Origin of the sequence: Nostoc sp. (genome assembly GCF_036916735.1) — a bacterium.
Lineage (GTDB): Bacteria > Cyanobacteriota > Cyanobacteriia > Cyanobacteriales > Nostocaceae > Nostoc.
This window is the reverse complement of the sequence record NZ_JBALFV010000004.1, coordinates 1-13,333: the sequence shown is the minus strand read 5'-3', so window position 1 is coordinate 13,333 and position 13,333 is coordinate 1. Positions and strand designations below refer to the sequence as shown.

Below are 13,333 nucleotides of genomic sequence, written 5' to 3'. Positions count from 1 at the left end.
AAAGACTAAAGTGCTTACTACCAACTTGCTTTCCCAGCAAACTTAAATTGACATCAATTGACCTATGTACGCCCAGACCAAAAGCTTATATTCATAATATCCTCTAACTCTGATACCATTTTCTGTAATTTCCTGCTTGCTAAAAAAATTAGTCGAATAGAAATTAAGTACTTAGATAAGGAAAAGTGAAATGGGACTTAGTGACGGACTTTTAAACCCGACCAAAAAGGCTATGGTCATAGATGACTGTTGCAACATGATTGAAGGACAGCTTGCATCCAAGTCAGGCATGAGTGGCATCGCTTTGAAAACTGCCTTCGCCGCCCTGAAAGGGGTTAAGCCAGGGTATATCCCCTACGTGGTTGAGCAGATTTTACCGCAGTGCTTCACAGCACTTGATCCCATCTGGAGTGAAGGCGTACAAAAAGGCGATCCAATTGAATACTTGAATGCAAATCGCTCTCAGACGGCAGACGCGCTACTCGGTGTCACCGATGCTAGAGTCAAGAACGCTAAGCGCCAAATCGTGCGAGGAACCTATGAAAAACTTCGCGGTTCAGCCAAAAAGCACGTAGAAGAAGCAGTGCCAGATTTAGCCAAAGTAATCGATAATTACACTAAGTCCTAAGCCAGAAGGGAAAAATCACAATAAACGTATGCCACCGTTCAATGCGTCGGTGGCTGGCATACAGGGAAAAGATTACACTTATAGCACCAAGGTGTTTGGCGAGGGTTTTGGAGACTTTATATTTGCTACATTTCCTGATATTTACCGAGTCAGCTTGAAAGAGTAAATAATTAGAAACTATCTAAATTATTGTTTAAATAAACTTTCAACTTATGAAAAAAGTTACCGTTTATAGATACCGCACTTATGGACTAATTGCGTTAATATCCTTAACCGCCGTATTAAGTACAACTACATCTGCTCTAACACAGTTAGCAGATGATTCCCCAATTAGGCAAACTCCTATCCCTGCTTCTAACTTAATCTGGCCAACTCAAGGGTTTATTTCTCAAGGCTTCCGCAAATATCAACATGAAGGAATTGATATTGCAGGAGTATCTGGAACTCCTATTGTTGCTGCTGCATCTGGTACAGTCATCAAAGCAGGTTGGGATAACTGGGGATTAGGCAATGCTATAACTATTAAACATCTTGACGGCAGTATCACTGTTTATGGTCACAATCGCCGTTTGTTGGTGAACAAGGGTCAACAGGTTATTCAAGGTCAAATTATTGCTGAGATGGGATCTACAGGCAATAGTACAGCGCCTCATCTGCACTTTGAAGTTCATCCAAATGGTCGAATAGCAGTTGACCCCCTTGGTGTGTTAACATCCTTAACTGCAAGTGTTGCTTCTGCTGCTAAAGTTCAACAAGTGGATAACCAGAACCACCCAGTCTCAATACTCCCACTAGCAAAGCAAGTTTCACCTTCACAGCCAATTCCCATAAGTTTTGCACCTGTTAGCACTGATACTAAATGCAATGGAGTTACCATGATTGAGGGTGAAACTGCAAGCATTCGTGTAAAAGTCTGTGAAGAAAATGGTCAGTTATTTTATATTGGGCAGTTGAAACAAGACCCAAGCAAGCCTATAAAAATCGCAGCTTTAAATATTGGCAAAGGCAGATATAGAGCAGATAATGGTAGCTTTTATTATTTAGTCAGCCCTGAAAAAGTGGAAGTTTGGCGAAATGGTACTCAGATGCGTTCTGAAAGGTTTTATATTTTAAACTAGCAATTATTAATCATAATACAATTTAAAATTTAAATCTTGAATAGGAATTTCGATTAATTGCAATTCTAAGAGCAACGCCATCATCTCGCTGCTCAGTTTCAATCCTTAATAATGATTTTGATTAATTGCAATTTTTCATTGCTAAGTAAGCTGGCGCTAATACTTCAAGCTATGTTAATAAATTTAAATTCGGTTGATGAGTTGTGGGGTTATCGTCGCAGGCATTGCTTGCACGTAATCTACTTAAAGCAATGCCTGGGTTGGGCTACACCTACGCACTTTTTATAAAGTTATCGTTATAAAACTTAAAATTTTTCCTTAGCAGCTAACATTTGTAAAATCTTTTCTACATGATCCAACTCTCCAACGATTCGCCGAATTGGGTGTGGCCAAACCTTGACAAGGGTAGGAGTTGCAGAAACCTGATTGAGTTCTGCTTGTTCTGGATGAGTTAAAACATCAATCACTTTCAGAGTATAAGGATGTCCCAGCGATCGCTCCAACAATTCGTGTAAATTTTGCAGAATGCGTTCGGTGGTACTGCTATGTCCTGCAACAAACAATCGCAGAACATAGCCTTGTGTGCTGGCTTCTTTTTTTTGTACTATTACTGGTTGGTGGTATTTTGGTACAGGTTCAGAAAGGTCTAGACGGACAATTAAATCGTGATCTTCCCAAAGCTGCGGGAACGAGGAACGATAAGTTGTTAAGACCATGCGATCGCACAACCCCTCTTGCCAAGGAGCAGCTTGCCACACTAACTCCCCTGTACCAAAAATGGCATTAAGCAAAGCTTGATGTCTAATTACAGCCGGATAAGCTTCAGCAAAAGTACGCATTTGTTGAGTGCGTGGATCTAACCAATGGTCAATAGTTGCAGTATAACAAGGCACTAAAAAGTGCGGTGACTCTGGTAAATCTAAGATTTCTTGCAAAGCCGAACATAAATGCAAATGCCATCGACCTTGCTTGCTAGGGTCGATGCAGTAAATTAAATCTCCTCCAGGTGTAAATAGGGCAATGCCTTTAAATAACTGGGGTGTAGATAGTTTGTTTGTTGTCAAATTATTCACAGAGGTTAGGAAGCTAAAAGTAAAAAATTCTCTCTTTACCTTTTACCTTAGCTATAACCGCAACCAGGATGACAAAGATATTTGAGATTGGGGACTAGGGATTTGGGACTAGGGATTAGGGACTAGGCAAAGCAGGGGAGAATAGTTAATAACCAATGCCTCATGCCCCATGCCCCATGCCCCATGCCCCATGCCCCATGCCCCATGCCAATCTTAAACTCGACCTCTGAGAAACTGTGCCATTTCGTTAGGAGTTGGTGACATTTCCAAAGCAGTCTCTTCAGTGATGCGACCGTCTTGATAAAGATTGAGTAACGACTGATTCATCGTAACCATGCCGTCAAAGCTAGCTTGTTTCATCAACTCGCCAATTTCATCATACTTACCGTCTTTGATCCATTCTTTAATAGCCTCAGTATTAATTAGCACATCGTGGAAAGCAGCTCGCTTCCCGTCAGTTGTGCGGCACAAACCTTGGGCAATTACTGCCACCAAAGACTCAGAAATTGCCACTCGCATTGCATCCTGTTCGTCACCAGAGTAAAGATTGAGAATCCGCTCAATGGTTTTGACAGCGCTATTGGTGTGCAGAGTTCCCATAACCAAGTGACCAGTCTGAGCGGCTTTTAGGGCGGTATTGACTGTTTCCTTATCCCGCATTTCCCCCACCAGAATCAAATCTGGATCTTCCCGCAAAGCTGCTTTCAAAGCGTTGTCAAATTTCCGGGTATGCATTCCCACTTCCCGTTGTTTGACTAAAGACTTGCGGCTTTGATGGATAAATTCTATTGGGTCTTCAATGGTGATGATATGCTTGGCCATCTCCTTATTGATGTAGTCAACCATCGCCGCCATTGTGGTGGACTTACCAGAACCAGTAGGCCCAGTCACTAAAATTAAACCTTTGTGATGATGGCAAATATCCCGAAAAACTGGGGGTAATCTCAACTGTTCCATAGTTAAGATTTTTAACGGAATCAACCGCAACACCATCGCAGGCCCTTTAAGGGAGCCAAAAACATTAATCCGCACGCGAGCAAAGTCATATTGAGTTGCTCCGTCAAATTCTAAGTGTTCTTCAAAGCGCTGAATTTCCCCTTGACTCATCACTTCCCGTAACCAACTCATAAAAGCTTCTTTATCTGTTTCTGGATAATCCGTTGGTTGAATTTCTCCTCGGCTGCGGAAGCGGGGTACTTCACCCACACCTAAGTGAATGTCAGAATATCCCTGATCAAAAGCTTCTCTGATTAACTTCGCTAAAGTCAGTTGTGGACTGCTGTTTTTAAGAGGAATTGAACTAGGTATCGTCGGTGGACTAACCGGACGATGACCTGCAACAGGAGCGTTGCTACTCCTATCTATTGACATATCCAATGTTTGTGTTATCTGCTTCTGGGTACTAGAGGTTGGCGGTGGTGGTGGGGGCATTGGTGGCAGGTTACGTCCGGCAGCAGAATTAGAATTTGATGGAGACTGTAATTGTGTCATATATCTTCACATTTGGCAGTTAAAAAGTTGAATTAACAAGAAGTCAAGTCACTTACTTTGATGACTTTTGGAGAATGCTTGCACGCGAGTTTTAGTGGTAATGGGAGGCGATTGAAACTTTAGAACCATGTTCAATCCACTTTATCCACCTCAATTGGTATCTTTTTTTCTGAAATTCCACTATTCAGATTATTTAGATAAAGTATTTAAGCTATCTACACTGGTTTAACACACGGAATGACTCAAACTCCTACAGAATAAATACAGAGGTTATATAGTAATTTATAATACTTTTGTAAAAATTGAAGAAGAATTTAGAATTCAGAAGTCAGAATAAATCAGTCGCGGGTCTGAATCCTTGACTTTCTTGTTGACCACCAAATCTACGATTTGGTGGGGGTGCAAAAACGTTGGTTATCAAGAAAGGCAGAAGGCAGGAGGCGGGAGGCTCAGTTGGGAATTCTGATTTCTGCTTTGTGCCCGTGACTGTAGGGAGAAAGGGTTTAAAACCCCTACTGAACTATTGTTCAGTAGCTCCAAGTCAGGATGAGTCTGAATCTCATAAGTGATTTGTTCCTTCTGCCCAGTTGTTGAGCGTAGTCGAAACACTGCCCTCAGCATAGCTGCCTTCTTCAATCATCTGCCACTCGTACAAAATTCATTTTGAATTCTGACGACTGACATCTCTATTCTGTTCGATAAATATTTTCAGCCCTTAGATGAGAAATTTATCCCATGCATGGACACGAATTGCCAGCAATTAACTGCACAAACACTAGCAAATCATTTCTTCAGCCCATCCATGAATTATGAGAACCAATACTAATTTTTATAATAAATGTTAAGTAAAATAAGAGTAATATCTTGGAAATCAAGGTTAAAAGCTGATACCTTTTAGCTTATATATCTGAAGGCAGATGCATAAAACAATTTGTTTGACATAGATATAAACGTTGACTTTTAATTCATAATTACAAAAAATTAACTGTAAAGTTTAGTAAATAAATGCTCATTTTCCCAATTAGTTTTTATATACTGAATTTCACTGATAAACAAAATCAGTTTACTCGCCAAAAGCGAAAGATGACTAAAAATTAAAATTCGTTGTGTATTTCTGGGAGGAAAAGTCATGGTTTCTGCTCAAAGCTCTAATCAAGGAAAGACCTACTCCTTGTTGATGATTAAAAGCTTTTTAATATGGACTTTTACATTAGCAGTATGTTTGTTGGTGGTCGGTTTTCCACTAGTTGTCTTGATGGCTACAGTCGGATGTCTGTTGTCGATCATCTTACAATCTGTGATGCCTGTTAGTGCTGTTTTGCTTGTAGCAGGCGCTTTAATCATGTTTAATGTCATGGCAGTTGTATTGGCTGCGGGTGTACTAACTGTTAAAGGAGTTCATCCTAGTGAAATCAAATGGTTAAGCTGGCTGCATGGAGAGGCAGACCAAATGCAGACTACTGTTTACGCTGCTTGCCCTTTAACTTGTGAGATTAAATAGTCATTACAGGTGAATACGACAAACAGTGCGTCTGCCCGGTTAAGCCGGGTTTTTTCATGCTTTTTATAATTTTAACTTGTGAGATTAAATAGTCATTACAGTTGAATTCGACAAACAGTGCATTCGCCCGGTTAAGCCGGGTTTTTTTATATTTTGTGTGATTTATCCATTTATATTTATGGTTTATGTAATGATTGACCGCCGACTATTGACCATAGACCATTGACTATAGACCATTGACTATAGACCATTGGCAAATTACAGATGACTAATGACTAATCAAAAACGTGTTTGCATTATTTTGGGTACTCGTCCAGAAGCGATTAAACTAGCTCCTGTGATTCAGGTTTTCCAAAAGTCTTCAAGTTTTGAGTCGCAAGTAATTCTAACTGGACAGCATCGAGAAATGGTTGAGCAAGTTATGCAGCTGTTCAACATCAAGGCAGATTATGACTTGGAAATTATGCAGGTTCAGCAATCTCTAAATGATATTACCTGCCGTAGTTTACAAGGGTTAGAAGCGTTATTTAAAGAGAAAAAACCAGATTTAATAGTGGTGCAGGGAGACACTACTACAGCTTTTGCCGCAGCTTTGGCAGCTTTTTATCAAAAAATTCCTATCGGTCATGTAGAAGCAGGTTTGAGAACTGATGATATCTTAAATCCTTACCCAGAAGAAGCTAATCGACGATTGATTTCTCAAATTACTCAGTTGCACTTTGCACCGACTCCTTGGGCTGTGGAAAATTTGCACCGTTCTGGTGTTTTGGGTGAAATTCACATGACGGGTAACACGGTAATTGATGCGCTGTTGAATGTAGCTGCAACCCAAGCAGTTTGTAATGTACCAGGCTTAGACTGGGAGTCATACCGGGTTATATTAGCAACAGTTCATCGTCGGGAAAATTGGGGAGAACCTCTGTTAGCGATCGCTCAGGGCTTTTTACAAATCTTAGACAAGTTTCCTGATACAGCTTTGCTATTACCATTACACCGCAATCCCATAGTGCGAGTTCCATTGCGAGAATTTTTAGGGAATCATCCCCGAATTTTCTTGACAGATCCTCTAACTTATGGGGAATTGGTGGGTGCAATTGAGCGATCGCATCTTTTGCTCACTGACTCTGGTGGGTTGCAAGAAGAAGCCCCCAGCTTGGGAAAACCAGTATTAGTTTTAAGAGATACCACAGAAAGACCAGAGGCTGTTGTAGCCGGTACAGCCAAACTTGTAGGCACTACGAGTGAGAATATTTTTGCAGCTGCTGCTGAGTTACTTAGTGACCCAGATGCTTATCGAGCAATGGCAAATGCAATTAATCCTTTTGGGGATGGTCATGCAGCAGAGCGCATCTTGCAGATTGTACAAAAATACTTGGGTCTTTCATTAGAAGCATCAACTTAGGAACGTGGATTAAACAAATGCAAAATTTCTGTTTTTTAGGGTGCAAAAATCGGCTTTTACCCCGGTTTTTCATTTTTACAGAAAAAGTCGTTGAAAGCCCCTTGCTTTTAGGTAGGTGATGAAAACGAGTAGCGGGATTTATCCCGCAGTCTCCATCCAAGTTCCTGAACTTCTGACTTCTCTCCATGCCACAAGAAAACAGGTAGAATTTAGAAACGAAATTTTCAAAGGGTGACTTCTGGCTAAATACCCAAAGCTAATCTAGTTTCTGGCCCTACAACACCATCTACAAGTAGACCTTTACTTGCCTGAAAGCTTCGGACTCGGTTAACCGTTTCTTGACCGTAAATTCCATCAACTCTGAGATTACCTAAAGCTGTTTGAACGTCTCTTACAAGCAGACCTCTAGAACCAGGGGTAAGAATAATTGAACCGCCAACGCCACCAGGTCTAATCACAGGAGCATAGTTAGGTCTATCACCAACCCATCGAGCAAAAACGTATCTACCTGTAGAAAGCCGAGCAAAACCGTTTTCATACCTTTCAATAGCAGGAAGTGTTGCACCATTTGGTACACAATCTACATAAGAGTAGTTGGTGCTTGGGCCTGTACGGATACGCAAACAACTGCCGTTAGTCTTGACATAAGCAGCCGAACTAATTTGAATTTGGGCAGCAGCAATAAGTAATACACCAACACCAGCTAAAGCTAACCAAGCTGAAGATTTAAGAAGTTTTTTCCAATTGAATTTAGGTTTGGTGATTCTAGATGCCTCTTCTTCAGTAAGAACTATATTAGAAGATGTAAGAGGTTTTTTGCTATCTACTTGAGATTTAGACGGATTATATTTGGTGTTTCGAGATGCCTCTTCTTGAGCAATAAACATCTGAGAATAAGCAAGATATTCCATAATGCACCCCTTTATATGAAAAAATGAGTACTCACAGAAAACTATTTCAGTTTTCTCTGTATTTACTCTTAGTATATTTTATATCCCTGTATTGTCAAAATATTTTTGTCGGTAACGCAATTAAGAAAGAATCAAATAACGAATGATTATCATTATTGATAATTCGTAACAAGTTTAGACTTTAAGAGCAATCAGCTACAGATGAATATAGCAATTCCTTATGTATCCAAATATGTCAAGCGTATTGTTCGAGTCTAGCTAAACTCGCAACCGTAGAAGCTAATTCGTCTAAGTCTATCGGCTTACATCGGTATATATCATAACCTGCTAATAATGCACGATTACGGTCTTCGTCTAAAGCAGATGCGGTCAGAGCAATAGCTGGAATCTTTCTCCCTCGCTTTGCTTCTAAATTTCTGACCTTCGTGAGCAGTGAGTAGCCGTTCTCATCAGGTAAATAAATGTCACTAATCAGGATATCTGGTTTAAAAAATGACATTATTTCTAAAGCATCACCTGCCGAAGCAGCTGTAATAATCTCTACTCCGTCTAATTCAAATAGGAAAGTAAGTAAGGTTCTCGTATCAGCATCGTCATCCACAACGAGCAATCGCAGACTTTTAAAAGACATCGACTGATTGGACATTATTTTCACCGTCGTGTAGCTGGAACACTTGGAGTTGCAAATGCATCAAATGGGATGTATTTGTAAATGCCATTTGATGCCTACTTTACTAAATCTTAAAGGAACTAACTAGCAAGTGTCTGTCCGGTGTCGGACATAATAATTTAAAATTACTCACTAACGATGTCTACGACGGGCTACGCCTACGCGCCTTGCTAATTCCCCAGCAACCGAGCAAATTCGTTTTGGATGACCCGATAACACTCGCAGGAAGTTGCTGACAAATCCTCTCGGTTGAGGATGCTAATATGACCACGCTGGTAGCGAATCATTCCGGTTCGGCTCAGGGTATTAGCCGCCACTGTCACACTGGAGCGCCGTACACCCAGCATCTGGGCAATAAATTCTTGTGTGAGTGGAAAATCCTCTGATTGCAAGCGGTCAGAGACAGTCAATAGCCAACGAGCCAGCCGTTGCTCTACGGTATGAAAACGGTTGCAGGCAGATCCTTGCGCCAATTCAGTATGTACAACTTGTACATAGCGCAGCAGCAGCTTTTGAATAGCTCCACCCTGATTTAACTCGGTTTTAAGTACATCTGCATCCATCTGCATAGCAGCACCCGAAACCTGCACAAACGCTTTAATGGTTGTTGTGTTGCTTCCTAAAATTACTGGGATACCTAACATCCCTTCATTGCTGACTATCCCAACTTCCATCATCGAGCTATCTTCCATACTAGCGACTAAAGAAACTACTCCGTGTTGGGGAAAATAGACGTGTGCGATCGGTTCTTCTGGTTCGTAAATGACTTGCCGAGTCGAAAGCGAAACCAACTTCAGGTGTGGAACAAGACGCTGATAATCACTAGTTGGCAAAGCCGCAAGTAAATAAATTACTTGCGGCTTAAGAGTATTTTCAGTCACTGAACATTAAAAAATAAACTTGCTCAAAATACTTTAAATCAAGTTACTTTTGCGAGTTTGTTCGGTTTCGCACACGTAACTCAAAAAAATTTTTTGGCTCGGTTATTGGGCATTTTGCCCAATAACCGAGCAAATTCATTTTGTATGACTCGATAACACTCGCAGGAAGTTGCTTCCAAATCTTCTCTGTTAAGGATGCTAATATGACCGCGTTTATAACTGATCATTCCGGCTTGGCTAAGGGTGCTAGCCGCAACTGTAACGCCAGAACGACGTACACCTAGCATCTCGGAGATAAATTCTTGCGTGAGGAAAAAATCTTCTGATTCTACACGATCAGAGACTGTCAGTAACCAGCGAGCCAGCCGTTCGTCCAGTGTATGCAGACGGTTACAGGCAGCTGCTTGCGCCAGTTCTGAGTATATAGCTTGTACGTAGCATAGCAGCAGGGTTTGAAGCGCTCCGCCCCGATTGAACTCGGCTCTAAGTACATCTGCATTCATCTGCATAGCAGTGCCCGAAATCTGCACAAATGATGTTGTGATTGTGGTATTGTTTCCTAAAATTACCGGGATACCAGTCATGCCTTCACTGCTCACTATCCCAACTTCCGCCGTTGAGCCATCTTCCATAATGGCAACTATAGAAACCATTGAGTTGTCAGGAAAATAGACGTGTGTGATCGGTTCGCCTGCTTCGTAAAGCATTTGGTGAACTTCGAGCGAAACTAGCTTTAGATGGGGGACAAGACGCTGATACTCATTAGCTGGCAAAGCTGCGAGCAGCTTATTTGATGGTTGCTGAAAGATATTTTCATCTAATGACATGAGAAGCCACTCTCCTTAAAGTAGGTGACTTTAGAAAAGCCAACTCAGCGCACAAGGGAAAGATTTAAGGATCAGATCCTAATTTCAAAGGGTGTATTCGCTAAAGAAACACAGGAACAATTTAAAAAAAGTTTAAATGAACACATCTGTTTAAGTCTGTGCGCTTCCACACATAGAAACTTAAAAAAACTTATTTTCACCGTTTATTAGGCTTATTGCCCAATAAACGAACAAATTCATCTTCTAGAATCTGATAACATTCACAAGAAATTTTTTCTAAAGCCTCTCGATTCAGGATCTTAATCTGACCACGGTAGTAGGCGATCATTCCAGCTAGCCTCAGGGTGCTAACTGCTTGGGTGACACCAGCACTATGTACACCTAGTATCTGTGAGATAAATTCTTGGGTAAGCGGAAATTCCTTTGATTCCAGACGGTCAGAAACTGTCAGCAGCCAACGAGCCACCAGCTGCTCCTCTAGCTGATGAAGACGGTTGCAGGCAGATTCTTGTACTATTTGAGTGTATTACACCTTGCACATAGCGCAACATTAAGCTTTGAAGCGCTGTACCCCGCTTAAACTGGCTTCTGAGTATATCTGCATCGATTTGCATGGCAGTGTCTGGAATCTGCACAACAGCATTTGTGATTGTGGTAGTGTCTCCTAAAATTACGGGTATACACACCATACCTTCATTGCTCACTAAACCAACTTCCACTGTCGAGCCATCTTCCATAGTGGTGACAATAGAAACCACTGCCTTATTAGGAAAATAGACCTGTGTAATCGGTTCGCCTGTATGGTAAAGGACTTGCTGATTTGATCGTGAAACCAACTTCAGGTGGGGAACAAGACGCTGATAATCACTGACTGGCAGAGCTGCAAGTAACTTATTTGCTGGTTGCTCAAGAGTATTTTATCTAATGACATTGGAATTATCCTAAATGTAGCCATTTGTAGAAAAGGCAACTCTAGGCATAAGGAGAAAAATCAAGAATTTGAATCCTATATATATGTCAAAAGGTGTATTTCTTAAAAAGTTTTAAGAAAAGATTATATTCATATATATAATATAACATAATTAAATCAGTTATTTACAGGAGCAAAAAAATCCTGATGTATCTCAAAAAATTTGGTATAGACCGCTAAAGCATCTATCTAAAGCTTAAGAACAAAATAATACAAATTGCATAGCAAAATAGCCTGCCTCAGAATAAATTCTAAGTCTAATAGCAAACAAAAGTCGTCTTTAAACGACTGAGAAAATGTTATGGTCTGTTTTAACAAGCCTCCTGATAAACATTCCCATTGGGAGCATTGGAACGAATTACGAATTACGAATTACGAATTACAAATTACCACTTTACCGAAGTGAGCCGCACTTTTGAGGTAATGATATGCTTTTCGTGCTTCAGTGAATGGAAAAACTCGATCAATAATTGGTTTGATTTGATGCTGTTGCATTGCCTGATTCATCGCCTCAAACATTTCCCGGCTGCCAACGTAAATTCCCTGAACTGTTAAACTTTTAAAGAGTATTGGCATAGGGTCAATTTCATTTCCTCTACCTGACAATACGCCAATTAAGCTAATACGTCCTCCAATGCGGACTGCTTGTAGTGATTTTGGCAGAGTACCTGCACCGCCTACCTCAACTACATGATCTACACCTGTGCGATTGGTTAATTGATAAACTTGCTTTTCCCAATCTGGTATTGTTTTGTAGTTGATTGTTTCGTCAGCACCAAGCTGTTTAGCTCGTGCCAATTTCTCATCACTGCTGGAAGTAATAATCGCCCTAACACCATGTATCTTGGCAAACTGGAGAGCAAAAATTGAAACTCCTCCAGTACCGAGTAATAAAATACTATCACCTGCATGGATATTGCCTTTTGTCACCAATCCATGCCAAGCTGTGACTGCTGCACAGGGTAAGGTTGCGCCTTCAATATAGGATAAATAGTCTGGTAATATCACCAAACTATCTTGGTGTAATACGACATACTCCGCTAGCATTCCATCAATACCGCCTCCGAGATCGGATTTCATTTTCTCTTTGGTTAAAGAGCCATAAATCCAGTCTTGGAAGAAAATACCAGCGACGCGATCGCCTATTTTCACCCGTGTCACACCTTCCCCTACCGCCACGACTTCCCCCGCACCGTCAGACAGGGGAATTAAGGGATATTTCTGTCCAGCACCGTAAGCTCCCTCAGCGACAAGTAAATCGCGGTAATTTAGGGATGTTGCTTTGACTTGAATGAGAACTTGTCCAACTGCGGGTTTTGGTTCAGAGCGATCGACTAATACCAGGGCATCAATCCCGCCGTTGCTTTGAATTTCATAAGCTTTCATTGGCGGACTCCTTTTGCCAAAGATCATAGTGTAAAGAAATTGTATGCTGCTTTTCTACACAAATATTTCAATAATTACGCTCTAATATGAAATTTCGATTTTTACATGTTTTTATTCACTTCAAATGTTTTATTTACAGCACAATTCAACTATTTGAACCACATCTGTTGTAAGGGTACAGCAATGCTATGCCCCTACGGCGTGGTCTATTTACCTGAAAATAGCTGTAATATTAATATCATCAAATCAGGATTGCGATCGCCTACAGTGGGGCGTAGCCCATCGCCCATCGACAAAACCTCAAAAATCTACCGCTTCTGTACCAGACGTGCAAGGGACGCTAACGCCAGTTGCATTGGCTGTCGGCACCGACGTTACTATAATCCCTCTTTTGTTACTTTGGGGAAAGAAAAAACGGTAATGTTATTCAACTAGCAATAGGAAAACTGATTGGACTCGCCCGAAAATTATTCAT

At 40.9% G+C, this 13,333-nt stretch carries 15 protein-coding genes; 6 read left to right on the top strand and 9 right to left on the bottom strand.

The window, feature by feature from the left end; translation table 11 throughout:
- Positions 1 to 190: 190 nt before the first annotated feature.
- Genes V7L20_RS02085 through V7L20_RS02075 form a run of 3 tightly spaced genes read left to right on the top strand, consistent with a single transcriptional unit; the run spans position 191 to position 1,746 of the window.
- Complete coding sequence (locus V7L20_RS02085) at positions 191 to 628, top strand: DUF6918 family protein (protein ID WP_334742471.1); 438 nt, start codon at positions 191 to 193, stop codon at positions 626 to 628.
- A gap of 28 nt (positions 629 to 656) precedes the next feature.
- On the top strand, positions 657 to 794 hold the full coding sequence (locus V7L20_RS02080; protein WP_334742470.1) for a hypothetical protein: 138 nt from the start codon (positions 657 to 659) through the stop codon (positions 792 to 794).
- Between the two features lie 46 nt (positions 795 to 840).
- Complete coding sequence (locus V7L20_RS02075; protein WP_334742469.1) at positions 841 to 1,746, top strand: M23 family metallopeptidase; 906 nt, start codon at positions 841 to 843, stop codon at positions 1,744 to 1,746.
- A gap of 305 nt (positions 1,747 to 2,051) precedes the next feature.
- Here V7L20_RS02075 and V7L20_RS02070 read toward each other — a convergent pair whose 3' ends face one another.
- Together V7L20_RS02070 and V7L20_RS02065 are read right to left on the bottom strand one after the other, a co-directional pair.
- Positions 2,052 to 2,819: a circadian clock KaiB family protein gene (locus V7L20_RS02070; RefSeq protein ID WP_334742468.1), complete on the bottom strand. Its 768-nt coding sequence runs from the start codon at positions 2,817 to 2,819 to the stop codon at positions 2,052 to 2,054.
- A gap of 213 nt (positions 2,820 to 3,032) precedes the next feature.
- The gene (locus V7L20_RS02065) at positions 3,033 to 4,310 is read right to left on the bottom strand and encodes a type IV pilus twitching motility protein PilT (RefSeq protein ID WP_334742467.1); all 1,278 of its coding nucleotides are present in this window, start codon (positions 4,308 to 4,310) and stop codon (positions 3,033 to 3,035) included.
- 1,129 nt (positions 4,311 to 5,439) lie between these two features.
- Here V7L20_RS02065 and V7L20_RS02060 point away from each other — a divergent pair.
- Positions 5,440 to 5,811 (top strand): hypothetical protein, encoded by a 372-nt coding sequence (locus V7L20_RS02060; protein ID WP_334742466.1) that lies wholly within the window; start codon positions 5,440 to 5,442, stop codon positions 5,809 to 5,811.
- A 271-nt stretch (positions 5,812 to 6,082) separates the two neighbouring features.
- Positions 6,083 to 7,213 carry a non-hydrolyzing UDP-N-acetylglucosamine 2-epimerase gene (wecB, locus tag V7L20_RS02055; RefSeq protein WP_334742465.1) on the top strand — a complete coding sequence of 377 codons (1,131 nt, stop codon included), beginning with the start codon at positions 6,083 to 6,085 and terminating at the stop codon, positions 7,211 to 7,213.
- 242 nt (positions 7,214 to 7,455) lie between these two features.
- On the opposite strand, the gene V7L20_RS02050 is transcribed toward wecB, so the two are convergent.
- From V7L20_RS02050 to V7L20_RS02020, 7 genes are all read right to left on the bottom strand, one after another.
- Entirely contained in the window at positions 7,456 to 8,124 is a 669-nt protein-coding gene (locus V7L20_RS02050; RefSeq protein ID WP_334742464.1) for a peptidoglycan-binding protein, read from the bottom strand.
- Between the two features lie 235 nt (positions 8,125 to 8,359).
- Positions 8,360 to 8,770: a response regulator gene (locus tag V7L20_RS02045; RefSeq protein WP_334742463.1), complete on the bottom strand. Its 411-nt coding sequence runs from the start codon at positions 8,768 to 8,770 to the stop codon at positions 8,360 to 8,362.
- A gap of 194 nt (positions 8,771 to 8,964) precedes the next feature.
- Positions 8,965 to 9,675 (bottom strand): Crp/Fnr family transcriptional regulator, encoded by a 711-nt coding sequence (locus V7L20_RS02040; protein ID WP_334742462.1) that lies wholly within the window; start codon positions 9,673 to 9,675, stop codon positions 8,965 to 8,967.
- Between the two features lie 80 nt (positions 9,676 to 9,755).
- The gene (locus tag V7L20_RS02035) at positions 9,756 to 10,502 is read right to left on the bottom strand and encodes a Crp/Fnr family transcriptional regulator (RefSeq protein ID WP_334742461.1); all 747 of its coding nucleotides are present in this window, start codon (positions 10,500 to 10,502) and stop codon (positions 9,756 to 9,758) included.
- 196 nt (positions 10,503 to 10,698) lie between these two features.
- Positions 10,699 to 10,968 carry a Crp/Fnr family transcriptional regulator gene (locus tag V7L20_RS02030; protein WP_334742460.1) on the bottom strand — a complete coding sequence of 90 codons (270 nt, stop codon included), beginning with the start codon at positions 10,966 to 10,968 and terminating at the stop codon, positions 10,699 to 10,701.
- A complete protein-coding gene (locus tag V7L20_RS02025) occupies positions 10,940 to 11,338 on the bottom strand; it encodes a Crp/Fnr family transcriptional regulator (protein ID WP_334742459.1) in 399 nt (132 codons plus the stop codon). Before V7L20_RS02025 ends, V7L20_RS02030 begins: the two co-directional genes overlap by 29 nt.
- A 506-nt stretch (positions 11,339 to 11,844) precedes the next feature.
- The gene (locus V7L20_RS02020) at positions 11,845 to 12,858 is read right to left on the bottom strand and encodes a zinc-dependent alcohol dehydrogenase family protein (RefSeq protein ID WP_334742458.1); all 1,014 of its coding nucleotides are present in this window, start codon (positions 12,856 to 12,858) and stop codon (positions 11,845 to 11,847) included.
- A 183-nt stretch (positions 12,859 to 13,041) separates the two neighbouring features.
- On the opposite strand from V7L20_RS02020, the gene V7L20_RS02015 reads away from it, so the two are divergent.
- The gene (locus V7L20_RS02015) at positions 13,042 to 13,293 is read left to right on the top strand and encodes a hypothetical protein (protein ID WP_334742457.1); all 252 of its coding nucleotides are present in this window, start codon (positions 13,042 to 13,044) and stop codon (positions 13,291 to 13,293) included.
- The last annotated feature ends 40 nt before the right edge of the window (positions 13,294 to 13,333 follow it).